Origin of the sequence: Kroppenstedtia guangzhouensis, from assembly GCF_014637345.1 — a bacterium.
In the GTDB taxonomy this organism is placed as follows: Bacteria; Bacillota; Bacilli; order Thermoactinomycetales; family DSM-45169; genus Kroppenstedtia; species Kroppenstedtia guangzhouensis.
This window is the reverse complement of sequence record NZ_BMEX01000010.1, coordinates 64,096-88,340: the sequence shown is the minus strand read 5'-3', so window position 1 is coordinate 88,340 and position 24,245 is coordinate 64,096. Positions and strand designations below refer to the sequence as shown.

22 protein-coding genes are annotated in these 24,245 nt (G+C 51.8%); 1 reads left to right on the top strand and 21 read right to left on the bottom strand.

Annotation, left to right across the window (positions count from 1 at the left end; translation table 11 throughout):
- Nucleotides 1–240: 240 nt before the first annotated feature.
- From phoU to citZ, 10 genes are all read right to left on the bottom strand, one after another.
- Nucleotides 241–903: a phosphate signaling complex protein PhoU gene (gene phoU / locus IEV46_RS12910; RefSeq protein ID WP_229736097.1), complete on the bottom strand. Its 663-nt coding sequence runs from the start codon at nt 901–903 to the stop codon at nt 241–243.
- A gap of 10 nt (nt 904–913) precedes the next feature.
- Nucleotides 914–1,690 (bottom strand): phosphate ABC transporter ATP-binding protein PstB, encoded by a 777-nt coding sequence (gene pstB, locus IEV46_RS12905; protein ID WP_188432959.1) that lies wholly within the window; start codon nt 1,688–1,690, stop codon nt 914–916.
- Nucleotides 1,691–1,704: 14 nt separating this feature from the next.
- Entirely contained in the window at nt 1,705–2,634 is a 930-nt protein-coding gene (gene pstA, locus IEV46_RS12900; protein ID WP_373284613.1) for a phosphate ABC transporter permease PstA, read from the bottom strand.
- A complete protein-coding gene (gene pstC, locus IEV46_RS12895) occupies nt 2,634–3,569 on the bottom strand; it encodes a phosphate ABC transporter permease subunit PstC (RefSeq protein ID WP_188432958.1) in 936 nt (311 codons plus the stop codon). The genes pstA and pstC overlap by 1 nt, the downstream gene beginning before the upstream one ends.
- Nucleotides 3,570–3,660: 91 nt before the next feature.
- Nucleotides 3,661–4,608 (bottom strand): PstS family phosphate ABC transporter substrate-binding protein, encoded by a 948-nt coding sequence (locus tag IEV46_RS12890; RefSeq protein WP_188432957.1) that lies wholly within the window; start codon nt 4,606–4,608, stop codon nt 3,661–3,663.
- 132 nt (nt 4,609–4,740) lie between these two features.
- Nucleotides 4,741–6,498: a two-component system histidine kinase PnpS gene (pnpS, locus tag IEV46_RS12885; RefSeq protein ID WP_188432956.1), complete on the bottom strand. Its 1,758-nt coding sequence runs from the start codon at nt 6,496–6,498 to the stop codon at nt 4,741–4,743.
- Entirely contained in the window at nt 6,495–7,205 is a 711-nt protein-coding gene (locus tag IEV46_RS12880) for a response regulator (RefSeq protein WP_188432955.1), read from the bottom strand. The genes pnpS and IEV46_RS12880 overlap by 4 nt, the downstream gene beginning before the upstream one ends.
- Nucleotides 7,206–7,410: 205 nt before the next feature.
- A complete protein-coding gene (gene mdh, locus IEV46_RS12875; protein ID WP_188432954.1) occupies nt 7,411–8,349 on the bottom strand; it encodes a malate dehydrogenase in 939 nt (312 codons plus the stop codon).
- Nucleotides 8,350–8,373: 24 nt separating this feature from the next.
- Nucleotides 8,374–9,660, bottom strand: a complete 1,287-nt coding sequence (gene icd / locus IEV46_RS12870; RefSeq protein WP_188432953.1) for an NADP-dependent isocitrate dehydrogenase — start codon at nt 9,658–9,660, stop codon at nt 8,374–8,376.
- Between the two features lie 40 nt (nt 9,661–9,700).
- Nucleotides 9,701–10,813: a citrate synthase gene (gene citZ, locus IEV46_RS12865; RefSeq protein WP_188432952.1), complete on the bottom strand. Its 1,113-nt coding sequence runs from the start codon at nt 10,811–10,813 to the stop codon at nt 9,701–9,703.
- 407 nt (nt 10,814–11,220) lie between these two features.
- Between citZ and ytvI the strand changes: the two genes are divergently transcribed.
- On the top strand, nt 11,221–12,363 hold the full coding sequence (gene ytvI, locus IEV46_RS12860) for a sporulation integral membrane protein YtvI (RefSeq protein ID WP_188432951.1): 1,143 nt from the start codon (nt 11,221–11,223) through the stop codon (nt 12,361–12,363).
- Between the two features lie 91 nt (nt 12,364–12,454).
- On the opposite strand, the gene IEV46_RS12855 is transcribed toward ytvI, so the two are convergent.
- The 11 genes from IEV46_RS12855 to cobA all read right to left on the bottom strand — a co-directional run bounded on the left by IEV46_RS12855 (nt 12,455) and on the right by cobA (nt 24,209).
- Entirely contained in the window at nt 12,455–13,867 is a 1,413-nt protein-coding gene (locus tag IEV46_RS12855; protein ID WP_188432950.1) for a DUF3238 domain-containing protein, read from the bottom strand.
- Nucleotides 13,868–14,604: 737 nt separating this feature from the next.
- Nucleotides 14,605–15,006, bottom strand: coding sequence for an FxsA family protein (locus tag IEV46_RS12850; RefSeq protein WP_308420308.1), 402 nt, complete (start codon nt 15,004–15,006; stop codon nt 14,605–14,607).
- A 3-nt stretch (nt 15,007–15,009) separates the two neighbouring features.
- The gene (locus tag IEV46_RS12845; protein ID WP_188432949.1) at nt 15,010–15,450 is read right to left on the bottom strand and encodes an acyl-CoA thioesterase; all 441 of its coding nucleotides are present in this window, start codon (nt 15,448–15,450) and stop codon (nt 15,010–15,012) included.
- Between the two features lie 314 nt (nt 15,451–15,764).
- Nucleotides 15,765–17,516, bottom strand: coding sequence for a pyruvate kinase (pyk, locus tag IEV46_RS12840; protein WP_188432948.1), 1,752 nt, complete (start codon nt 17,514–17,516; stop codon nt 15,765–15,767).
- Between the two features lie 15 nt (nt 17,517–17,531).
- Nucleotides 17,532–18,491 carry a 6-phosphofructokinase gene (gene pfkA, locus IEV46_RS12835; protein WP_188432947.1) on the bottom strand — a complete coding sequence of 320 codons (960 nt, stop codon included), beginning with the start codon at nt 18,489–18,491 and terminating at the stop codon, nt 17,532–17,534.
- A gap of 90 nt (nt 18,492–18,581) precedes the next feature.
- On the bottom strand, nt 18,582–19,553 hold the full coding sequence (locus IEV46_RS12830; RefSeq protein ID WP_188432946.1) for an acetyl-CoA carboxylase carboxyltransferase subunit alpha: 972 nt from the start codon (nt 19,551–19,553) through the stop codon (nt 18,582–18,584).
- Complete coding sequence (gene accD / locus IEV46_RS12825) at nt 19,537–20,403, bottom strand: acetyl-CoA carboxylase, carboxyltransferase subunit beta (RefSeq protein WP_188432945.1); 867 nt, start codon at nt 20,401–20,403, stop codon at nt 19,537–19,539. Before accD ends, IEV46_RS12830 begins: the two co-directional genes overlap by 17 nt.
- Nucleotides 20,404–20,553: 150 nt before the next feature.
- Nucleotides 20,554–21,270, bottom strand: coding sequence for a FadR/GntR family transcriptional regulator (locus tag IEV46_RS12820; RefSeq protein ID WP_229736093.1), 717 nt, complete (start codon nt 21,268–21,270; stop codon nt 20,554–20,556).
- A gap of 27 nt (nt 21,271–21,297) precedes the next feature.
- Entirely contained in the window at nt 21,298–22,542 is a 1,245-nt protein-coding gene (gene ystJ / locus IEV46_RS12815; protein WP_308420307.1) for an NADP-dependent malic enzyme, read from the bottom strand.
- A 203-nt stretch (nt 22,543–22,745) separates the two neighbouring features.
- Complete coding sequence (locus IEV46_RS12810) at nt 22,746–23,309, bottom strand: precorrin-2 dehydrogenase/sirohydrochlorin ferrochelatase family protein (RefSeq protein WP_188432944.1); 564 nt, start codon at nt 23,307–23,309, stop codon at nt 22,746–22,748.
- Nucleotides 23,310–23,354: 45 nt separating this feature from the next.
- A complete protein-coding gene (gene cobA / locus IEV46_RS12805; protein ID WP_188432966.1) occupies nt 23,355–24,209 on the bottom strand; it encodes a uroporphyrinogen-III C-methyltransferase in 855 nt (284 codons plus the stop codon).
- Nucleotides 24,210–24,245: the final 36 nt, after the last annotated feature.

Genomic DNA, 24,245 nt, shown 5'->3' with positions numbered 1-24,245 from the left:
CTTTTCATAGTGGCGGTTTCTCCTTCTTGGTTTGTCCACCACCGTTATACCAAACGGTTTAGGAGACCGCCACTTTCAATTTCCACGATTTTTGGGACATAGCCTAAAAGAGGTCGAAATGAGGGAAGTGAAAGGCCAGTTTTGTTTCCCAGCACCTATTTCCTGGTTCACCAACTGAAATGAAAGCGGGAATCCCCACCACAAATCAACCGGGCAGCCCCATCGGGCTACCCGGTTTCTTTAATTCAAATCTTCCCGTTTTCCCGTTTCGATGTAGACGATGCTTTCGGCGATGTTGGTGGCATGGTCGGCGATGCGTTCCAGGTAGCGGGCCACGAAGCTGAGGCGGAGGGCAGCCTCGGTGTGGTCTTGTAGCTGGATCATATCCTCCAAGAGTTCTTTGACAATCCCTTCATACATCCGGTCCACCCGGTCGTCGGCTTCCGCCATCGCTTTGGCCATATCTACATTGGCGTCGATATAGCTGTTGATCCCGTCGTGCACCATGGTCTGGATGATGTGGGCCATCTTCGGGATGTCTTCCAGCTCTTTGAACAGTTTCAGATCGTCCTTGGCAAAATGAAGGGTCACTTCGGCGATATTGCAGGCAAGGTCCGCCATTCGCTCCATGTCTGAGGCGATCTTGAGAGCAGCGACCAACTTGCGCAGGTCCTTGGCCACCGGCTGCTGGGTGGCGATCAGAGTGGCCACTTTTTTGTCCACCTGATCCTCCAGTCCATCGATGGCTGGATCGCTCTCCAGCACTTCCCGGGCGAGGTTCACATCCATCCGGGAGAGGGATTTGACGGACTTGTCGATGGCGATCTCCAGTTTCTCTCCCATGTCGAGGAGGAGGTGCTTCACTTCCTCCAGTGAAGTGTCAAATTGTCGAATCACGGCCATCCTCCTTTTCTCAACCGAATCGGCCGGTGATGTAATCCTCGGTCTTCTTGTTGCCAGGGTTGGAGAACAGACTTTCGGTATCGTCGTATTCGATCAGTTCCCCGTTCAGGAAGAAAGCGGTCTTGTCGGATACCCGGGCCGCCTGCTGCATGTTGTGGGTGACGATAACAATGGTGTATCTCCCCTTCAGTTCCTGCAGCAATTCCTCGATTTTGGCTGTGGAGATCGGATCCAGAGCGGAAGTGGGTTCGTCCATCAGGACAATCTCCGGTTCCACTGCCAGGGCCCGGGCGATGCACAGCCGCTGCTGCTGACCGCCGGACAGCCCGGTGGCGCGATCTTTGAGCCGGTCTTTCACCTCATCCCACAAGGCAGCCTGACGCAGACTTTTCTCCACAATTTCATCCAAGGTTTTCTTGTTTTTTATCCCGTGAATTCGCGGACCATAAGCGATGTTATCATAGATGCTCTTCGGGAAGGGATTGGGGGCCTGAAAGACCATTCCCACCTGTTTGCGAAGCATCTCCACATCGATATTTTTATCGTAAATATCCTGTCCGTACAGACGGATGCTCCCTTGGATCCCGACTCCCGGGATCAACTCGTTCATCCGGTTCAAGGTTCGCAGGTACGTGGATTTCCCGCAACCTGATGGACCGATCAGTGCCGTCACGGTATTTTCCTGCACATCCATGGAAACACCGTACAGGGCTTGCTTTTCTCCATAGAACAGGTCCAGATTCTCCACCTGGATCGCCGGTTGGGTCAGCACAGCTTGTTCTGCCATGGATGGTTTCCCCCTTAGCCGTTTCTCCGTTGATATTTGTTCCTCAGGATGATCGCCAGCGCGTTCATGGTGAGCAGGATTGCCAACAACACGATAATTCCGGCCCCCGCCAAATTCTGAAACTCCGCCTTTGGCATCCCGGTCCAAGTGTAGATTTGAATCGGCAACACAGTGAAAGCATCAAAGACATTCCCAGGTGTGAAATAGATAAAGGTGACCGCCCCGACCATGATCAGGGGTGCTGTTTCACCGATGGCTCGGGAGAGGGCGAGAATGGTCCCAGTCAGGATCCCTGGCATCGAGTAAGGAAGCACCACCTTGTATATCGTCTGCCAGCGGGTGGCCCCCATCGCCAGGGATGCCTGCCGCAGGGAAGAGGGTACGCTGGAAATGGCTTCCCGTGCAGCCACAATCACAATGGGCAGAATCAGCAGGGTCATGGTCAGAGCCCCGGCCAGTACGCTTTGGCCCAGTTTCATCTGACGGACAAACAGAGTGAGACCCAGTATTCCGAAGACGATGGAGGGAACGCCTGCCAAATTGCTGATATTTAACTGAATCAACCGACTGAACCAGTTTTTCTTGGCATACTCTTCCAGGTAAATAGCTGTCCCCACCCCGAAGATAAAGGTGAGGGGCGCCGTCACCGCAATCAGCCACAGGGAACCCCACAGGGGAGCTTTAATCCCGGATTGTGCGGGAAAACGGGAAGCGAAACTGTTCAGAAAATCCAAGTTCAGCCACTTCCAACCCATTTTGAAAATATCCAGGAGCAGAACTGCCAAAACTACCACACCCACCAGAGTGGCCAACAGGAACAGGCCGTGAGCGATTTGATTCAACATTTTCCGGGTTCCAATCCGCCGGTCCCCGTCATGATCAGTTAGCAAAGCAGGGGCCTTTGGCCGCTTGTTTTGATGGATCAACACTTCTTCTGCGCTCATCAGTACTCCTCCTTAAACCGACGGGAGATATACTGGGCCAGCAGGTTCATGACCAGCGTGAATACAAACAGGGTCATCCCCACCGCGTAAATCGATTTATACACTGTGCTGCCGAAGCTGATATCTCCCATCGCCGCTTGGACCATGTACGCCGTCATCGTCTGGATGGATTCAGTGGGGTCAAAAGTCATCTTCGGCGTCGCTCCGGCAGCAAGAGTGACGATCATGGTTTCACCGATGGCACGGGAAAGGCCCAATACAAAGGAAGCGATAATTCCTGACAGAGCGGCGGGGACCACTACTTTCAACGATACCTCCAACTTGGTGGACCCCATGGCATAGGCGGCTTCACGTATACCCCTGGGAACGGAACTCATAGCGTCTTCACTCAGGGAGGCGATCATGGGAATAATCATGATTCCGACCACAATACTGGCGCTGAGTGCGTTGAACACACCCATCTCCGGCAAGAAATTCCGCAAGAGAGGCGTGACAAATGTGAAGGCGAAAAAGCCGTACACCACAGTTGGAATCCCCGCCAGGATCTCCAGAATGGGTTTTAACACCCGGCGAAGCCCGTCCGGTGCATATTCACTCAGGTAGATGGCCGAAGCCAGTCCGATGGGGATCGCCACCATCGCCGCGCCCATGGTCACCAACAATGTTCCGGTAATCAACGGTAACACGCCGAATTGTTGTTGACTACCGTGGAAGAGAGCCGTCCACTCCGTCCCGGTGATAAACTGGACAAAGGGCACATCCTGAAAGAAACTCGCAGTCTCCACAATCAGGGTGAACACAATCCCGAGAGTGGTCAGGATGGAGATCAGGGCACAGAGAAGAAGAAGTTTGGGTATCATTCCTTCCCAAGTATTCCGCCATGTTCTCTTCTTGCGAAAGCGGTTCATCCCCACCGATCCAGCTGCAGATTTCATAACTTGACACTCCTTTTCCAGACACGGGAAAGTGTGGCAAAGCCCCGAAACCGGAACAAGCCACACATCCGTTGGGGTTACCTTTTCTCTGTCACTTGACCCCGATGGTTTTCAGATTCTCTTCGTATTTATCATCCGTCAGCTTGATGTAACCGACTTCCGGGACAAACTCTTTTCCTTCAGTCATATAGAACTCCAGGAACTGTTTGATGTGATCTTTGTCCAAAGCTTGCTTACTGGCGTAGACGAAGATCGGACGGGACAGCGGCGCGTATTTTCCGCTTTGGATGTTTTCATTGGTCGGCTCCACCGCACCCTTGCCGGCATCGATCTTGACAGCTTTCAACTTATCTTTGTTTTCCACATAGTAGGCAAAACCAAAGTACCCGAGAGCATTTTTGTCACCGGCCACTCCTTGGACCAAGGTGTTGTCGTCTTCGGACTGGGTGAAGTCGGTGCGGCTTTTTCCTTCTTCGCCGACGATTTCATCGGTGAAGTAATCGAAAGTTCCCGAGGAAGTTCCCGGACCATACAGCTTGATCGGTTGATCCGGCCATTCCGGGTTGACATCTCTCCAGGTCTTCACCTTGCTTTTCGGTTCCCAGATCTTTTTCAGCTGATCAATGGTCAGCGTATCAACAAAATCGTTCTCTTTATTCACAACCACCGTAATCCCATCATAGGCCACCGGCAGTTCGATCGGCTCCAGCCCGGCATCTTCGGCGGCTTTCTTTTCTTCGTCTTTGATCGGCCGGGAAGCGTCGGAGAGATCCGTTTCCTTCTTGGCCCATTTTTCAAATCCACCACCGGTCCCGGATTGGGAAACGGTCACGTTCACCCCGGGGTTCTTTTTCATAAATTCCTCGGCAACCGCTTGGGAAACAGGATACACGGTGCTGGAACCATCGATCTTAATGGTTCCCGACAGACCTCCGTCCTCTTTTCCATCACTGGCGTTCGGATTGTTTGACGAGCAGCCGACAACCAGTGAAAGTGAGAGTATCAAAACCCCTGCAACTTGCAAACTTTTCTTCAACATAACCTCACAGCCCCCCAGAGATGTTGAAATGTGATTTATCCAATTCCTTATCCACTGTCCACTATAAGGAGTGACTTTTATTACGGTTTGAATGGATTGTTAAGCTTTCGTAAAGAGGGGTATAAAAAAAGCCTAGCGGGGAAAGGTCAACGTGATTTCCGTTCCTATCCCCACCCGGCTCGTCACTTGAATCTCCCCCCGGTGAGCTTCCACCAGGTGTTTGACAATCGCCAGGCCCAGGCCGGTTCCCCCCGATTCCCGGGAACGGGCTTTGTCCACCCGGTAAAAACGCTCAAAGATCCGCGGCAAATCCTTCTCGGGAATCCCGATGCCCGTATCCGACACCCGGATCCACCAGTGAGCTTCTCCTCTTCCTGCCGACAGGATTACCTCTCCCCCGACGGGAGTGTAGGCCATGGCATTGGATAATAGATTGAGCAGGATCTGTGAAAAACGGTCCGGATCTACCTGAACGAGAAACTCCTCTTCCGTCTTCACCCGGAAGGAGAGTTCCTGCTTCCGCATCTGTTCCTCCACCGTTTTTGCCGTGGATCGGAGCAGCTCGCCGATGTCGATGGATTGGATGTCCAGAGGCATGTTGCGGGATTCGATTTTGGACAAGTCCAAGAGATCCGTGATCAATCGTTCCAACCGGAGACTCTCCGTTTGGATAATCTCCAAAAACTCCTTTCGCATGTCGGGATCCTCTGCCGCCCCGTCCAACAACGTTTCCGCAAATCCTCTCAGGGAGGTAACCGGGGTTTTCAGCTCATGTGAGACATTGGCGACAAATTCGGTCCTCATCTTCTCCAATCTTCGGATGGCCGTAATCTCATGGATCACCGCCATCACCCCTGTCCCCCCCCTTTCCTCCCAGATGGGAGTCAGACGGGCCTCCATGATCCGCTCCTCGGGAAAATAGAGGTGAATCTCTTCCCGGACTCTTTCGCCGGATTCCAGACATTTACTGATCAATCGGTTGAGATCGTGAAAAATCGCCCCTTCAGGGAGGGATTTATTCAGCAGTTGTCGTGGCTTCAGGTTAAAAAAACGATGGAATGCCTGATTGGCCAGCGTGATTTTCCTCTTTGAATCCACCATGATCAGACCGCTGTCCATCGTCTCGATCACTCCGGTTAGCCGACGTTCACTTTTGCGAATGGTCTCCAGCTGATACCGCAACCCGGCAGCCATACGGTTAATAGCGGTGGCGAGGCGGCCGATCTCATCCCGGTTGTTCACAGGAATCCGACGATGCAGTTTATTTCGGGCGATATCGACTGCCACCTGAGTCATCTCTTCGATGGGTTGTGTGATGTTGCGGGCAACCCGGGAACTGATCATGGAAGCCAGCGCAAAGGAGAAAAGCAGACCACCCGCGAGTGAAACCCAGACCTGGCTGAGGCGTTGATCGATGATTTCCAGTTCCATCGACAACCGAACAACCCCCAAGGCTTTCCCCTGTTCCTTTCCTTCAACCACAGGGATGAACATATCAAGACGTGTATCCTCCCTGATACTTCGGACCTTCACCTGGGATTCCGGGCTGAGGGCACGGGCCACTTCCGGATGATTTTTCATATTGCCCAATCTCCGGGACGATTCAGCTGAATCCCCCACCACCTCCCCCTTCTTATCGATCAGTGTCACTCTGACATCCAGGGAGTCACCGAATCGATCTGCCTGTTGTTGAAGCAGGGAGGGGTCCCGCCAAAACTCCTCCCGATTCACCGACTCCACCAACAACCGCCCTTCCTTTTCCAGACGTTCCTTTAATGAATCGATGGTGGATGCCTTCAGAAGCAGCGCCACAAAAATCCCGGTACCCAGCACCGAGATCCCGATGATGAAGAGGAACATGGCCGTCAGGCGATTGCGGAGAGATCTCATGACTCCTTCGGTCCCTCAAATTTGTATCCGATCCCGCGCACCGTTTTGATATAGATCGGGTTACGCGAGTCCTCCTCCACTTTCTCCCTCAAATGACTCACATGGACATCCACAATCCGCGTATCCCCGATAAAATCATAATCCCAAACCGCGTTCAACAGCTGATCCCTCGACAACACCTTTCCACGGTGACCCGCCAGATGGATGAGCAACTCAAATTCCTTGGGGGTCAGATCCACGGGATCTCCTTTTTTCCTCACTTCATACCCTTCGGTGTCAATTTCCAGATCCCCCACCTTCAGGAATGTTGGATCTCCGGGGATTCCCTGTTCCCGCAAAGCTTCCATACGGCGGAGGATCGCTTTCACCCGTGCCACCAGTTCCCGGGGGCTGAAAGGCTTGGTCATGTAATCATCGGCCCCCAGTTCCAGCCCCAGCACTTTGTCAAATTCTTCGTTCTTGGCAGTCAACATCAGAATCGGAAGATGGCCGTTTTCCTTGCGGATCTGCTTGCAAACTTCCAGTCCATCCACTTTGGGAAGCATCAGATCGAGCACGATCAAGTCAGGTTGGGCCTCTTTCACCTTCTCCAGGGCTGTCTGCCCGTCAGAGGCCACCTCCACTACAAACCCTTCCTTTTCCAGGTTGAATTGAACCAATTTGACGATCGAGGGTTCATCATCAACCACCAGTACTTTTCTGCTCATCGTCCAGCCTCCGCTTCATCGATTCTCCCATATTCGGACAGTCTGCAAAAGAGTAGGGGCTTCGATTATTCTCTCTCACCGCCTTTGCTCCATTCAAGACCATAGTACACAATCCACCACATGAGTAAAGATCCCGGATCAAAAATGCAATCACCCCAGGCCATAAGAAAAAGCCCGGGAGAGAAACCCGGGCACCATGCAGTGTTCAGTCAAGTACCTTCATCACTTTCCGTACGGATTCGGCCGACCGATCCAGCGCTTGTTTTTCTTCCTCGGTCAGATCCAGTTCGATAATTTTTTCCAGGCCGTTGGCACCGAGAATCACCGGAACGCCCAGATACATGTCTTGATAGCCGTATTCGCCCTCAAGATAAGCGATGGCCGGCAGGATCCGCCGTTTGTCCTTGAGAATGGCCTCCGCCATTTGAACGAGAGAGGCGGCCGGAGCATAGTATGCGCTTCCGTTGCCGAGAAGACCGACGATTTCGCCGCCACCTTTGCGAGTCCGTTCCACAATGGCATCCAGCCGATCCTTGGGCAGCCATTTGTCAAGGGGAACGCCGCCTGCATAAGAGTATCGCACCAAGGGAACCATGTCATCCCCGTGACCTCCCAACACGAAGCCGGTCACATCTTCCACGGAGACATTCAGTTCTTGGGCGATAAAAGTGCGGAAACGGGCAGTATCCAAAACACCAGATTGTCCGATCACCCGGTTTTTCGGAAAACCGGAGGTGCGGTACACTTCATAAGTCATGGCGTCCACCGGATTGGTCAACACGAGGATGATGCAGTTCGGCGAATATTTCACCACCTGCTCAGTGACCGAACGCATCACCTTGGCGTTGGTACTGACCAGGTCGTCACGGCTCATTCCCGGTTTGCGGGCAATTCCGGCGGTAATGATGACCAGATCTGAATCCTGGGTTTCGGAATAGTCGGCAGTACCGGTGATCCGGGCATCCACTCCTTGCACTGGAGTGGATTCCAGCATATCCAGCGCTTTTCCTTTCGTCGGCCCCTCCGCACCAGGGATATCCACCAACACCACATCCCCAAGCTCTTTCTGGGCCAACATCAGAGCAGTCGTCGCCCCGGTGAACCCACTGCCGATGACGGAAATTTTGCTTCTGCGGATGGTCATGACACTACCTCCGTTTCAGAGTCTTTATAAGTTCTCGATCAGTTTGGTGGCAAACTCCGAACACTTCACTTCCGTCGCGTCCTTCATCAGTCGGGCGAAATCATAGGTGACGGTTTTCTGGGTGATCGTCTGGTCCATGGCACGATAGATCCGGTCCGCCGCTTCCTGCCAACCCAAATGTTCCAGCATCAGGACCCCGGAGAGAATGACGGAGCCAGGATTGACTTTGTCCATTCCGGCATATTTGGGTGCTGTACCATGGGTCGCTTCAAAGATGGCATGACCCGATTCAAAATTGATATTGGCTCCGGGTGCGATCCCGATTCCCCCCACTTGTGCCGCCAGGGCGTCGGAGATGTAATCCCCGTTCAGATTCAAAGTGGCGATCACATCGTATTCCGCCGGACGGGTCAGGATCTGTTGCAGGAAAGCATCGGCAATGGAATCCTTCACTATCAGTTTGCCGGCGGCTTCCGCCTCGGACTGTGCCCGGTTGGCCGCATCCAGACCTTGCTCTTCCTTGATCCGGTCATACTGAGCCCAAGTGAATACCTGATCGCTGAATTCCCGTTCTGCCAATTCATAACCCCAGTTCTTAAATGCTCCCTCGGTGAACTTCATGATATTTCCCTTATGAACAAGGGTGACACTCTTGCGACCATGATCCAGGGCATATTGAATCGCGGCCCGTACCAAGCGCTCTGTCCCTTCGCGGGAGACGGGTTTAATGCCGATCCCGGAGGTTTCCGGGAAGCGAATCTTTTTGACCCCCATCTCTTCGCGGAAGAACCGGATCACTTTTTGGGCTTCCTCGGACTCGGCCTCCCATTCGATCCCGGCATAAATATCCTCGGAGTTTTCCCGGAAAATCACCATGTCCACCTGTTCCGGCTTTTTCACCGGAGACGGTACACCGTTGAAATAGCGGACCGGCCGCAGACAGACGAACAAGTCCAGCTCCTGGCGCAAGGCCACATTGAGGGAACGGATGCCGCCGCCTACCGGAGTGGTCAAGGGACCTTTGATAGCGACGTAGTAATCTTCGATCACCTTCAATGTCTCTTGCGGCAACCACTCACCAAATCGATTGTATGCCTTCTCACCTGCATAAATCTCAAACCATTCGATTTTCCGTTTGGAACCGTATGCTTTTTCCACCGCCGCGTCCAGAACACGCCGGGCTGCCGCCCAAATGTCCGGGCCGGTGCCGTCTCCTTCGATGAAGGGAATGATCGGACGATCCGGAACACGGAGTTCCCCGTTTTCGAGAGTGATCTTTTCTCCGGTTTGTGGAGCCTCGTACCGTGCCATACAAACACTCCTTTTCCTGCTATGATGGGTCTGAAACCCTTTATCTGTTTTCCACAGGGATGTAAGACTGATGGACCGGCCCCGTATACTCGGCGCGGGGACGAATCAGACGGTTGTCCGCATACTGCTCCAGCACATGGGCGGTCCAGCCGGAAACACGGCTGATGGCAAAGATCGGGGTAAACAGCTTCCGGGGGATGCCCAGGTAATGATAGGTGGAAGCGGAATAGAAATCCACGTTGGGTTTCAGCCCTTTTTTGCTCACCACAAGCTCCTCGATTTTCACGGACATTTCGTACCATTTTTTGTCACCGGCTATCTCGCTCAACTGCCGGGACATCTCCCGCAGATGCTTAGCCCGGGGGTCCCCATCTTTGTATACCCGGTGACCAAAGCCCATAATCTTCTCCTTGTTATCCAGTTTGGCCGTGATCACTTTTTCCACCTGCTCGAGAGAGCCGATCTCCTCCAACATAGCCATCACCCGTTCATTTGCGCCGCCATGAAGCGGACCTTTCAAGGTTCCGATTGCCGAAGTGATGGCGGAATACATGTCGGAGAGGGTGGCTGTGGTCACCCGGGCTGCAAAGGTGGAGGCATTCAATTCATGGTCTGCGTGCAGAATGAGTGCCTTGTCAATCGCCTCGACCGCCGTTACTTCCGGCTTTTTTCCGTGGAGCATGTACACGAAGTTTTCGGCATAGCCGTAAGACGGATCGGGTGCCACCGGTTCCAAGCCTTTGCCGATGCGGAAAAGGGCCGCCACGATCGTCGGCATCTTCGCTGCCAGACTGATCGCTTTCCGCTCATTGGCTTCCCGACTGTTGTCATCAGCATCAGGGTCATACATGCCGAGAGCGGATACGGCCGTCCGCAAGGCCGCCATGGGATGGGTCTCATTCGGATATGCTTTCAATTGTTGCAAAACCGCTTCTGGCAAAGCCGCCTGTTCTCCCAACTGCTTCTTGAGGTTATTCAACTCCTCTTGATTGGGCAAATGTCCCTTCCATAGCAGGAACATCACTTCTTCGAACTTGGCTTTTTCCGCCAAGTCATCGATGTTAATCCCGCGGTAGGTCAATACACCGTCCACGATTGAGCTGATCCCGGATGTGAGGGCTACGACGCCCTCCAACCCTTTCGCTACCGACATGGCTTTTCGCTCCTTTTCTGAAAATGGTGCTTCGGGCACTTCATAAGGCCGAACCCACCCGCACAGAGGCAAGGGAATTCCAAATTTTATCGTGAACAACAGGCGAAACTCCAGCGCTTTTCCCATGAAAAAACAAAGAACCGCCCGATCTGTTCGGTCCGACCGGTTCATGTCCCCAAATGGTTTTCTGCCCTTGGTGCCCTGATACGCCTCTTACAGTTTACCATAAAAAAAAAACGTTATCATCACAGTCCACCTGCATAAAACATGATAAAAGCCTGGCAGGGCGGAGCAAAGGATCTGCCCATCCACTTGTTATAATATAGTATTCATTGTGAATATCGCTTACTCCCCGTTCCCAGGGGGTAATATGGATACATATAAGTCAATCACTGGAGGGGATTGGTTTGAACCGCGAAGCGGTGTCAGGCATTCTTTTGCGCACATTGTTGGTCGCCGCGGTGACGGTCTCCGCATATTACTTAAGTGTACTGGCCTTCCCGCTTACATATCCGTTTCTGATCGGTTGGCTCATAGCCATGACAGTGGAACCGGCGGTTCGTTGGCTGGAAGTCCGGGCCCGTTTCCCCCGGTGGGCCGGAGTCACCCTGACCTTGATTGTGGTGGTAGGCGGGACACTCAGCCTGCTCATCTACCTCGCCTCCCGGATTGTCATGGAATTGACAAATTTGGCCGAGTATCTTCCTCAGTTTTTCAATCAGGTGAACCAGTACGTGTTGGATACTTTCATTCGGGAAAACAGCGAACTGATTGAGATGATCCACAACATACAGAATTACATGGAGAACAATCCCCAGCAAAGTTCGGAAATCCTGACCAGCATCCGGGAAAATCTGGGGGTTGTTACCGACAAAGGCACCCAGTTTATCACGGATATCCTTGCCGGGATCGGATCTTTTCTGGGGAATCTCCCTTATTATGCAACGGTTCTCGTCTTCATTATTCTGGCCGCCTTCTTCATCGGCATCGATTGGCCCCGCCTCAGAGAAAGACTCCTCTCGTTGATCCCGCGCCGGGTCAGCAAAACCGGCAGCTTGGTCATCCGGGACCTCAAGAAAGCCCTGTTCGGGTTCGTACGTGCCCAGTTGACATTGATCAGCATCACCGGTGTCATCGTCTGGATCGGGCTCAGTTTGCTGGGGGTGGAATATGCTCTCATCCTCGCTATCATCACCGGTGCTGTCGATCTTCTGCCTTACCTCGGAGTGGGAACAGTGATGGTACCTTGGGCTGCTTACCTGATGCTGGCCGGCGATTTTCGCTTCGGTTTGGGAATCGCTATCTTATATGTGATAATCCTGGTTGTCCGCCAAATGTTGGAGCCGAAATTGGTGGCCACCAATATTGGTATCAGTCCGCTTCTGACACTGGTGGCTCTCTTTATCGGTTTGAAATTGTTCGGGGTGTTCGGCCTCATCTTGGGACCGGTGATCACGGTTTTCCTGCTCGCCCTGCATCGCGCCGGCGTGTTCCGCGACCTATGGACCTATATCATCCATGGGACGAAGCAGCGCTTCACCGATAAATAAAAAAAAGCCGCCTGACGGCGGTGATCATATCCAGAAGACTACTCCCTGTACTATGTTGCATTCTTCTCAGGGGCTGTTATGTTAAAATTTTTCATTCCAGGTCAATGCTAAATTCAGCGTTGGGCATAATCGGAAGTAAATATTCAAACCCTTCATGCTCATCATTTAAAATTGTTCTCCAGCCACCATCTGACGCATACGGTGCTATATAAAACTCATGTGAAGGGGCTTTGTCATGAGTACCTTCAACATGTCCCGTACCATTTTTATATACTTGTGCACCATATTCAGCATCGATTGCAGGAGCACCAACTACTAAAGGGTTACTTGATTCCAACTTGATCCAATGTGTAATTGAATCCCCTGTATTTGTGACTCTGGACAATTCAATATCTGATTCATCAGCTTTACCAGTTTCTACAGGATTCTTGTTTTCATCAAGACCAACCGTTGTTCCAATTGAAGGGTTAAGTTTTACATCATTAGGGTTATTTGTATCAAAATCCCATGTAATATAAACATCTGACCGGGTTCGGAATCTATCAGACCAAACATCAAACCCTCTATTGTCACCTTCGAAATAATGGAATTTGCAATAGCCTACCCAATCACATTGTGGATTGACAGCATACTCAAGTGGGATGAACGTTGTATATCTCATTGTGAAGCCATACCCAGTAGGATAATCCCTGAAATCATCTCCTTGTAAGGTAACCTGTTTCTTATCTTCTCTCGAAACATCTATTGTTGTTTCATCCGATGTTTGCAGAACAGATCCTAAGCTTTTTTCTTCATAATACAAATTTTTTTCTTGACTTTTATTTAATTTTATCCCCTTTTCTTTTAACCATTTTTTCTTTTTTTCCACCTCAGCATCAGGGATTTTTTTCAAACCCACAACTTTGTAGGAATAGATGTTATTTTCCATAACCGAAGTGTCAGTAAAAGAATTCCCTTTTACTTTTTTCAATAGCTTACCATCCCGATAAACTTCATATATTTGATCGTCATCTGGGAGGTTAGACCATGAAAGTTTAACCTCATTTTTTTTCACAAAAGAGTCTAATTTACTATTTACCATCGGGTAAAAAATCTGCTTAGTTACACTTTCATCTTTCATTACTACAGTTGGGGTTAACATAGATATTCTTTCATTAATCTGCCTTTTGGTTTTATTTGTAGAGGTATTAATCACAACATTGTCCAACTTCTCACCATTAGAACCTTTGGCTACTAACTTCAATTTATATTTATGATCAGGATTCAAGGAATTCAGTTTATAGGTTCGATCTTTTCCTGACCATATTTTTTTATATGTATTATCTATCTTTGAATACAATTCAAAATACTCACTGTGACTATTCCAATTAATTTCGATAGATTTACTGGTAGTTGTTACTGATACATCTCTAATGTCACCAGAGCTTGCAGATAAAGCATAAGGAACGCAAATAATTGTTCCCACCAGAAAAAACACCGAGGCAAACCAAAATTTCCTTTTCACAATGTTCAACCCCTTTTTTTAGTCTTAATCCCACGATATACCTTTCCTACTATTATGTCAATAGCCCAAAATAGAAATGAGCATTTGAAGCCAAGAAATACTGCCTTGCTGTAGTCTTCAAATCTTAAGGCAGATAAATCAGTTGCATCTATCCAAACGTATAAAAAAGGTAATAAAATCCCTCCCAAAAGGTGAATGATGAGATATGTCAAAGACCTTCCATGAGTTATTTTTTCCGCGATCACAGAAACAACAGACCCGTAAAAAAAGAATACTAAAAAGACCAGTGACAAGATTCCCAAATTCGCCTCACTGATAAGGTGATAACCGACCAAAGTAAGTAAACTGGCTACAATGGATACGAACAGTTTCCTCAGTAACATCTCTATCAAGAAACTCACTCCCGTAAATTCGTTCTTATAAATTGCTTGTGGAATACAAAGTTTACCCTTATATAGTATTCTCTTTGTCGCAAAAAACTCCTATTCAATTTTTAATATTGTCACAGGATTATTAGCCGGAATCTAACCCATATTATCTTCAGACAGAGAGATCGAAGGCTTGTTTCAATATCCAACTCAAAGTAATCAAAACCCTCCTAATTCGAACCTCGTGGTGAACTTCCTCATATCGAAGACCTTCAGTGACAAAAAAATGCGGCCACATGGCCGCAGGATCACTACATGTACTGTGATAAAAATCACCTCAGAAGTAGTGGGGTGAACCCATCCCCCATTCTAACGCCGGATATACCAATGGATCCGCCCCTCATCGATATATTGAAACAACTTCCGTTTGAGCAACAACTTGGCCATTCCCCGGGTATAGGGAAGCAAGAGAAGAGCTCCCAGAACATCTGTGAAAAATCCGGGAGTGAGGAGCAAGAATCCCCCTGCCAAGATACAGACGCCTTCCAAAAGGGCATCTCCCGGCAATTCTCCCCGGGAGAGTTGGAGCCGAGCCAGGTGCAAAGTCTGAAGGCCCTGCTTGCGGGCCAGATACCCGCCGGCCACACCGGTGGCGATGACCAAAAGTACGGTCGGGGTTGCCCCGATCACCTTGCCTGCGGTGATCAATCCCCAAATTTCCACGGCAGGCACGAGAAGGATTAACAGAATCAGGATACGAAACACAGGCACAGGTCATTCCTCCGTTTGGCGGGAAAAAATGCGTTCGGACAGTAACTGGAACAGACGGGGCTCCTTCCTCTCCAGATTCAACCTCTTCAGATTCCGATCCGTCCAGAAATGGATGGTCTCTCCCCGGGCCAGCAAGGTATCTTCAGACGCCCGGCGCACTTCGTAACAAAATGTGATCTTCGGCCCCCTCATCTCCCCGACCCAAGTCCATATACATAAAGTTTCATCATATCTTGCAGGGGAGAGAAACCGGCAGTGAAGATCGACGACTGGCAACAGAAACCCTCTGCTTTCCAATTCACTGTAAGAAAGACCCACTTTCCGGATCAAGTCGGTTCGGCCAACTTCAAACCAGACCGCGTAATTGCTGTGATGAGCCACTCCCATCTGATCCGTCTCCTGATATCGTACACGAAATTGGCTTTGATAACGAATGGGTTTCATTACGTTTCCGTTACACCTCCGATTTCGCGGATCGTTACATAAAACCTGAATGGTGCATACATAATGTAAATAGCCAAACCGGTTGGTTCTATATAAAATAATTATAGACAAACTGATCAAGAAACGTAAAACGGTTCGACCTTGGAAAGGAGGGTCTGAAGTGAAACTGCGGCGGCGCAAGAAGCGGCGCAAAAAACTTCGTTGGTGGATTTATCCCCGTCTGCGTACAATCTGAATCGCCATCCTCCATTCAAACCGATTACCGTCATTGTCCTCTAACCCAAAAAGCGCTGGAAATTCCAGCGCTTTTTGGGTTAGAGGACATTGGCCCGACCGGAATAGATATGCCCCCGCTCTGCATCCACAGTGATTTCCATCCCATCTTCAAACAACTCGGTGGCACCTGATACTCCCACCACCACCGGAATTCCCAGATTAAGACCCACCACTGCCGCATGGGAGGTGAGCCCACCCTGTTCCACAATCACGGCGGCCGCCCGCTTAAAGGAGTCCATCATATCCTTATCTGTGGCCCGGGTGACCAAAATTGCACCGTCTTTCATCTTGGAGCGTAACTCGCCGGCAGTCACACCGGAAACCACTTCACCGGTCAGCACTTTTTTACCGATCCCTTGCCCTTTGGCCAGGATATCACCAATCACATGGACTTTCATCAGATTGGTGGTACCGGATTTGGCCACGGGAACTCCGGCAGTGATCACCACCAGGTCCCCGTGGCGGACATAGCCGGATCGAATCGCGGATTGGATCGACGTACCCAACATCTCATCGGTGGTTTCCACCTTTTCCCCTTTGACGGAGACAATCCCCCAGACCAAAGCCAAATGTCGCATCACCTTCTCATGCCGGGTTACAGCCACGATCGGGGCCCGGGGACGGTATTTGGAAACCATCCGGGCGGTTTTCCCGCTTTCCGTGGATGTGATTATCGCCGATGATTTCAGGATGCCGGCTGTATGTACCACAGCTTGGCTGATGGAATCCGGTATGCTCACCTCAAGTGCCCGGATCCGCTCCTGGAACAGATCCGCATATTGGAGGGACTCCTCCGCCCTGGAGGAGATACTTGCCATCGTCTCCACCGATTCCACCGGATACTTGCCACTAGCGGTCTCTCCGGAAAGCATGACCGCATCTGTCCCGTCAAAAATGGCGTTGGCCACATCACTGGCTTCGGCCCGGGTGGGGCGGGGATTGCGCTGCATGGAATCAAGCATTTGAGTAGCTGTGATCACCGGCTTTCCTTGGTGATTGCATTTGCGAATCATCTCTTTTTGCAACACCGGAACTTCTTCCGCAGGTATTTCCACTCCCAGGTCTCCCCTGGCCACCATGATCCCGTCGGAAACGTTCAGGATGGCATCCAGATTCTTGACCCCTTCTTCGTTTTCGATCTTGGAGATAATATGGATATCAGCGTCATGGGCTTCCAGAATCTCTCTGATCTCCAGCACATCCTTGGGTTTGCGGACAAAGGAAGCTGCGATGAAATCCACACCGTGCCGGATCCCAAACCGGATATCTTCCGCATCCTTCTCAGTGATTCCCGGTAAATGAAGGGAGACCCCCGGAAGGTTCACCCCTTTCCGATCTTTGAGCAGTCCCCCGTTCTCAATGCGGCAGTGAATTTCGGTTCCTTCCACTTTCTCCACCCGCAAGCTGATCAAACCGTCATCCACCAAAATCGTGGAACCGGGATGAACATCATCCGCCAATCCCTTGTAGGAGACAGACACCCGGGAAGCATCCCCTTCCACCTCCTCGGTGGTCAGGATTATTTCCCCCCCTGTCTTCAGTTCCACTTGCTCTTCTCTGAGAACTCCGGTTCGAATCTCCGGTCCTTTCGTATCGAGGAGAATGGCGACGGTTTGGCCCAGTTCCTGCTCCACCTGGCGAATCCGCTCAATCCGGCGAAGGTGTTCCCCATGATTCCCGTGGGAAAAGTTGAGCCGGGCCACATTCATTCCGGCCTGAACCAGTTTTTTAAGTGTTTCCGGTTGTTCACTGGCTGGTCCGATGGTACATACGATCTTCGTCCTTCGCATCCAAAGCCTCCCTTTCTATATAGCCAAAATGCCGGCCAATTCGTAAATGGACATATCCGGCTTGTGCTTCATGGCAAAAGCCTCTTGAAAGGCGAGTCCCGTCACCCGGTTATTTTGAACCACCACCATATGATCGCTCATCCCTTCCAACAGGAGATCCACCGCTTTAGCTCCCATCCTGCTCGCCAGGACACGGTCGGAAGCCGTCGGGGAACCCCCCCGCTGAATATGACCCAGGACGGTGACACGGGTTTCGGCTCCAGTCTTCTCCTTGATTCGACGCCCGATCTCCACCCCACTGCCGACTCCCTCGGCGACGATAATGATGCTGTGCCGTTTGCCACGCCGGTTCCCCCGTTCCAAACGCTCCACAATCTCATCCAGATTATGCTCGGCCTCCGGGATAAGGATCGATTCAGCTCCGTCAGCCAACCCAGCCCATACAGCGATATCCCCCGCATTGCGACCCATCACTTCCACCACATAGGTCCGCTCATGGGAGGTGGCAGTGTCCCGGATCCGGTCGATGCATTGGATCACTGTATTGATAGCCGTATCAAAACCGATGGTGAAATCCGTCCCCGGAATATCGTTGTCGATGGTTCCTGGGACTCCCACCGTTGCCAAATTCTTGGAGGCCAATTGGCGAGCTCCCCGGAAGCTCCCGTCCCCACCGATCACCACCAAGCCTTCCACCCTTTGTTTTCTCAAGTTCTCCACGGCTTTGGACTGTCCCTCAGCGGTTTTGAACTCTTCACTTCGGGCAGTGTGCAGGATCGTACCTCCCCGGTGAATAATATCCCCGACAGAACCCAGATTCATCGGTTGAAAATCCCCTTGAATCAAGCCGGCGTAACCGCGCTTGACCCCCAACACTTCCAACCCGTGATGGTGACCTTTGCGGACAACGGCACGGATGGCTGCATTCATTCCCGGGGAGTCCCCTCCGCTGGTCAGAACCGCGATGCGTTTCATCCCAAGTTCACCTCTTTTTCGATTCTTCTCCCACCCCTACGGGACAATAAAAGTCCCAGCGGGACAAAAGAGAAACCGTGGTTAAACACATCAATCCACGGTACCGTATACACCGATTTTCTCGAATTTCCGGTGCCGGTCAAGAATCAGCTGATCCCCGTCCATTTCGAGCAAGGGATGCAAGGATTCCAACAACGCTTCTTTAATTTCTCTGGCTTGGCCGGCAGAATCTTTATGGGCGCCTCCCTTGGGTTCGGGGATCACCCTTTCGACAATGCCCATTTTTTCCAGATCCTGAGCTGTGATTTTGAGAGCCTCCGCCGCTTCCTGTGCTTTGGCGGCATCCCGCCACAGAATTGCTGCCGCTCCTTCAGGTGAGATCACGGAATAATATGCATGCTCCAGCATCAGCAACCGGTTGCCCACGCTGATGGCCAAGGCTCCGCCACTGCCACCCTCCCCAGTGACAATGCAGACGATGGGAACACGGAAGCCTGCCATCTCCCTGAGATTTCTTGCAATCGCTTCACTTTGTCCCCGCTCTTCCGCCTCCACCCCGGGATGAGCTCCCTGGGTGTCCACAAAGCAGATAATGGGCCGCCCGAATTTGTCCGCTTGTTGCATCAAACGAAGGGCTTTGCGGTAGCCTTCAGGATGGGGAAGTCCAAAATTGCGGGAGATCTTATCTTTGGTGTCTTTGCCCCGTTCATGACCGATCACAGTCACCGGCCGGCCATCCAGCTTGGCGATCCCCCCGATAATCGCAGGATCATCCCCATAGAGCCGGTCGCCGTGAAGCTCCATAAAATCGGTGAAGATGTGACGAATATAATCGGATGTCGTCGGCCGTGAAGCGTGACGGGCAATCTGCACCTTTTGCCAGGTAGTCAGATTTCCATAGATCTCCTCTTCCAAGCGGCGGGCTTTCTCTTCCAAGGTCTTGATTTCATCGGAGAGATCAATCGATTTCTCCTGGGTGAACTTCTGTAATTCCCTGATTTTCTCCCTCAGTTCCACCAAGGGCTTTTCAAAGGGGAGTTGTCCATTAGTTGTACCCACCATGATCCCTCCCACTGTGGAAATCCAGGATCCGGATGAGTGTTTCCCGCAACTTTGCACGGTGAACCACCTGATCCAGTTGCCCGTGTTTCAAAAGAAACTCCGAAGTCTGGAAGTCTTCGGGCAACTTTTGGCGAACGGTCTGTTCAATCACCCGGCGTCCTGCAAACCCGATCAGGGCGCGGGGTTCTGCCAGGTTGATATCCCCCAGAGAAGAAAAGCTGGCAGAGACACCCCCGGTGGTGGGATTGGTGAGGACAGAGACGAACAAAACCCGTGCCCTATGCATCCGTTCCAATGCAGCGCTCGTTTTGGCCATCTGCATCAAGGAAAGGACCCCTTCCTGCATTCGAGCTCCACCTGATGCAGAAAAAAGGATAAAAGGATATCCCTTGGCGGCGGCCCGATCAGCGGCACGGGCGATCTTCTCTCCTACGACGGAACCCATACTCCCCATGCGAAATCGGGAATCCATCACACCGATGACGGAGGGATACCCGCCGATCGTACCTTCTCCGGTAACCACCGCCTCATTCAGTTGAGTCTTCTCCCGGTCCGCCTCCAATTTTTTGGCATAATGAGGAAAGGAGAGAGGATCGTCGGAAATCAGTTCGGTATCATATTCGAAAAAATGGCCTTCATCCACGATCATTTGAATCCTCTCCGGAGCGGACAGTGAGTAATGATGGTCACAGTTTCCACAAACCTTCAAGTTCTTTTCCAGCTCTTTAGCAATCATGATATGTCCGCAGTTGGGACATTTCTTCATGATTCCCTCAGGAATTTCTTTCTTGGCCTGCTCCGAAGGGATGGTCGCATATCGTTTCTGTTTGCGAAACAGATCCTTGAACACGCTTAAACACCTCATCCGTCTCTAAATCCGGCCGTCCCCTCATCGGGGTACTCCGTTCCCGACGGCCAAAACATCTTCATCATCGTCTGCCGGAGCCATCATAGCACAGAACAAAACCGCGAAGCAATGTGATGCCCGGTATACTGGCAACTACGTCTCCCGATAACCCTGACCACCCACACGGAAAAAGCCCGCCACGGACAGATGGGCTTCCAGCCTCCGTTCCGCTACGCGGGGGTTCCGTTCCCTGATGGCATCCAAAATATCCCGATGTTCTTGAAGGGCTTGTTGTGGTCGACCGCACCGGTTGAGGGAGTTTTCCCGCACAGTCTGTCCATATTGAATCACCGGATACCAGACCCGAAGCAAAAGGTGGTTATGGGAGGACTGCACCATGCGACGGTGGAATTCATAATCCTCCTCCACCGGCACTTCTCCCGCCAATACTTTTTTCTTCATGGCGGACCAGATTCCTTCCAATGCATGGAGGTCTTCTTCCCGGGCCCTAAGAGCGGCCAGCCGGACGGCCCCCGTCTCCAGAAGCATCCGCATTTCCAACAGATTATCCCGGGCGGTCTCATCCCGGAGGATGTAAAAAGCGAGTAGCTCCACCAGACGATGTGATCGATAAGGTTGCAAAAAAGTGCCCTGTCCACGCCGCGTGGTGATAATCCCCAAAAGTTCCAAGGCCCTAAGGGCTTCCCGCACCGTGGACCGGCCCACCTGGAGACGGGAGACAAGCTCCCGTTCCGATGGGATCCGGTCCCCCGGCTTCAAGCCCTCTTCATCGATCACCTCGTGAATGCGGAGCAAAATGGATTGGAATTTGGTCGACCCGGCTTCCAGCAACACGGCTTTTAAACACACCTCGCTTCACAGTCATCCTCTTCCGAATCAATCGGAAGAGGATGAATTGCGGATCAGCTGCATCGTTCGTTCATAAATCTCCTTGGGATCTCTTTTCAGACGGGCTTGGCCCGATTCCATCGCCGCCCGTGCCACCTCCGCCGCCACCTTTGGAGCCACATCCGGTTGGAAAGGTGGAGGAATCACATGGTCGAAGGCGAGTTGGTCTTCATCGATCAGAGCGGCGATCGCCCGGGCAGCCGCCACCTTCATTTCCTCATTGATACTACGGGCACGGACATCCAAGGCTCCTCGGAAAATACCGGGGAACGCGAGAACATTGTTGACCTGATTGGGGAAATCGGAACGACCGGTTCCCACCACTTTGGCACCCGCTTCATAAGCCTTCTCGGGCATAATCTCAGGAACAGGGTTGGCCATGGCGAAGATGATAGGATCCCGGTTCATGGAACGAACCATCTCCTGGGTAACAGCTCCGGCCACCGACACACCGATAAAAACATCGGCCCCTTTCATCGCATCCGCCAGTGATCCTCGAATGCCCCTGGGGTTGGTCTCTCCCGCGATTTGCTCCTTCACACTGTTCATGCCCTCATTTCTTCCCTCATAGATGGTTCCCTTACTGTCACACATGATGACATCCTTCACCCCGAGGGAGAGGAGCAGCTTGACAATCGCGATTCCGGCGGCACCCGCCCCGTTGGCCACCACCCGAATCTCTTCCATCTTCTTGTTCACAATCTTCAAAGCGTTGATCAGGCCGGCGAGGGTCACGATCGCCGTTCCGTGTTGATCATCGTGAAAAACGGGAATATCCACTTCTTTTTTCAATCGCTCTTCGATGATAAAACATTTGGGAGCGGCAATATCCTCCAGATTGACCCCTCCAAAGGTGGGAGAAAGCAATTTTACGGTTTCCACGATTTTATCGATCTCGTGGGTGTCCACACAGAGGGGAAAGGCATCCACACCGGCAAATGTTTTGAACAGAACCGCTTTTCCTTCCATCACAGGCATGGCCGCATGGGGACCGATATTTCCCAACCCAAGCACTGCAGTACCATCCGATACAACAGCCACCAGGTTCCCCTTCATCGTGTAATCGAAAACCTTGCCCGGATTCGTATGGATTTCCTTGCAGGGTTCAGCCACACCCGGTGAGTACGCAAGACTGAGATCTTTGGAATTGCTGACAGGCACTTTGGAATGGACCATCAATTTTCCCTGTTGTTCCAGGTGCAGCTTCAGCGCTTCTTTTCGCAAAGAAGACAAATCCTTCAACTCCTTTGGTTCCGGTGTGGCAGTGGTCAGACCACTTATGGAATATCCCCCATTATAGCAGAAGCCGCCCGCAGGAGAAAGTGTACATACCCATCTTCGCCGATATCCGATGTTCGGGGAAAAAGAACTCTGCAGGTTGGACATGAGCTGTACAGAAAAAAAGACGAAACGCCTCGGTTTCGTCTCAGCCTTTTTCACAGCGGAACATCTGTCGCCAATCGCTTCAGTCGCTCCTGTTTCTCCTTGCTGTCAACGTCGCTTTCTTTAATCTCCCTTCGTTCCCGAAACTTTTTTTCCAGTCTTTTTTCCCAAGTATCATCGAAGCATTCCGACAGGGCATCCCTGATCTTCACCGCCAACACAGGGCTGGCCCCTCCAGTGGAGACGGCCAAGGTGAGCCGCCCCCGGGTCAACCTCGCCGGCACCTGAAAGTTCCCCCGCTCTGACCGGTCCACGACATTGACCCATTGCCCGGAGTGGGATCTATCCCCCACTGAACCGTTGATTTCCGAAGAATCCGTTGCTGCCACCACAATCTGCGCCTCATCCAGATCTTCCGGTTCAAAAGTTCTTTGTTTCCAAGTCAACACGCCTTTGTCCGCCCACTGCCGGACGGATTCTGAAGCAACCGGCGCCACCACTGTCACCCGTGCTCCCGCATCCAGAAGCCAGTGAATGCGACGGGTTGCCACCCGGCCGGCCCCGAACACCACCGCTGACCGGTCATGAAAGTCGACCATGATGGGTACCCAATGCATAGAATGCGCTCCTTTTGCTTTGATCCCGCTTCAATGCAGTCCTTCCTATGAAGAACTGGCCGATGCCCCTGCTTTTTCCCCCCACTCCTTTATAATTTCTCCTTTCTTCGGTACAGCTCTGTTCTCAAACCATGCCAGTTGCTCCCGCAGACGGACCACTTCACCAACCACAATCATCGTCGGATTCTTTACTTCATGGTGACGGGCGAGTTCCACCACATCCTCCAAGATACCTGTCAGCGTGTATTGATCCCCGGTGGTTCCCCATTGGATCAGGGCGACAGGAGTATCCCGGGACTTGCCGTTGCTCAGGAGTTGCTCCCGGATATAGGGGAGGTTTTTCACACCCATATAGATCGCGAGGGTATCGACTCCCTTGGCCAGATGCTTCCAGGGAAGCTCCTCCTCCGACCCTTTTTTTCTGTGACCCGTGATAAATGCGATGGTGGAACTGTATTCCCGGTGGGTGACAGGGATGCCCGCACAGGCCGGGGCGGCTATCCCTGCAGTGATCCCCGGAATCACTTCAAAATCAACACCGTGGCTGACCAGAACCTGGGCCTCCTCCCCACCTCGACCATAGACAAAGGGATCCCCCCCTTTGAGACGGGTGACGGTTTTGCCGGCCCGTGCATGCTCTACCATGAGTTGGTTGATGGCCTCTTGGTTCCAGCCGGGGCAACCCGGATTTTTTCCGCAGTGGATCAAACTTGCTCCCGGCCGGGCGTACTCCAACAAAGCCGGATGGATCAGCCGATCAACCAATATCACATCCGCTTCCCGGAGGGCCCGAACTCCCTTCACCGTGATCAATTCCGGATCGCCGGGACCTCCTCCCACAAGGTAAACTTTCCCCCCCGGCCGGTTTTTCCGGACTCCCGTCGGAATGGTTGAGGTCATCCCTCCCCGACCTCTCTTTTTATCCAAAATCAATCC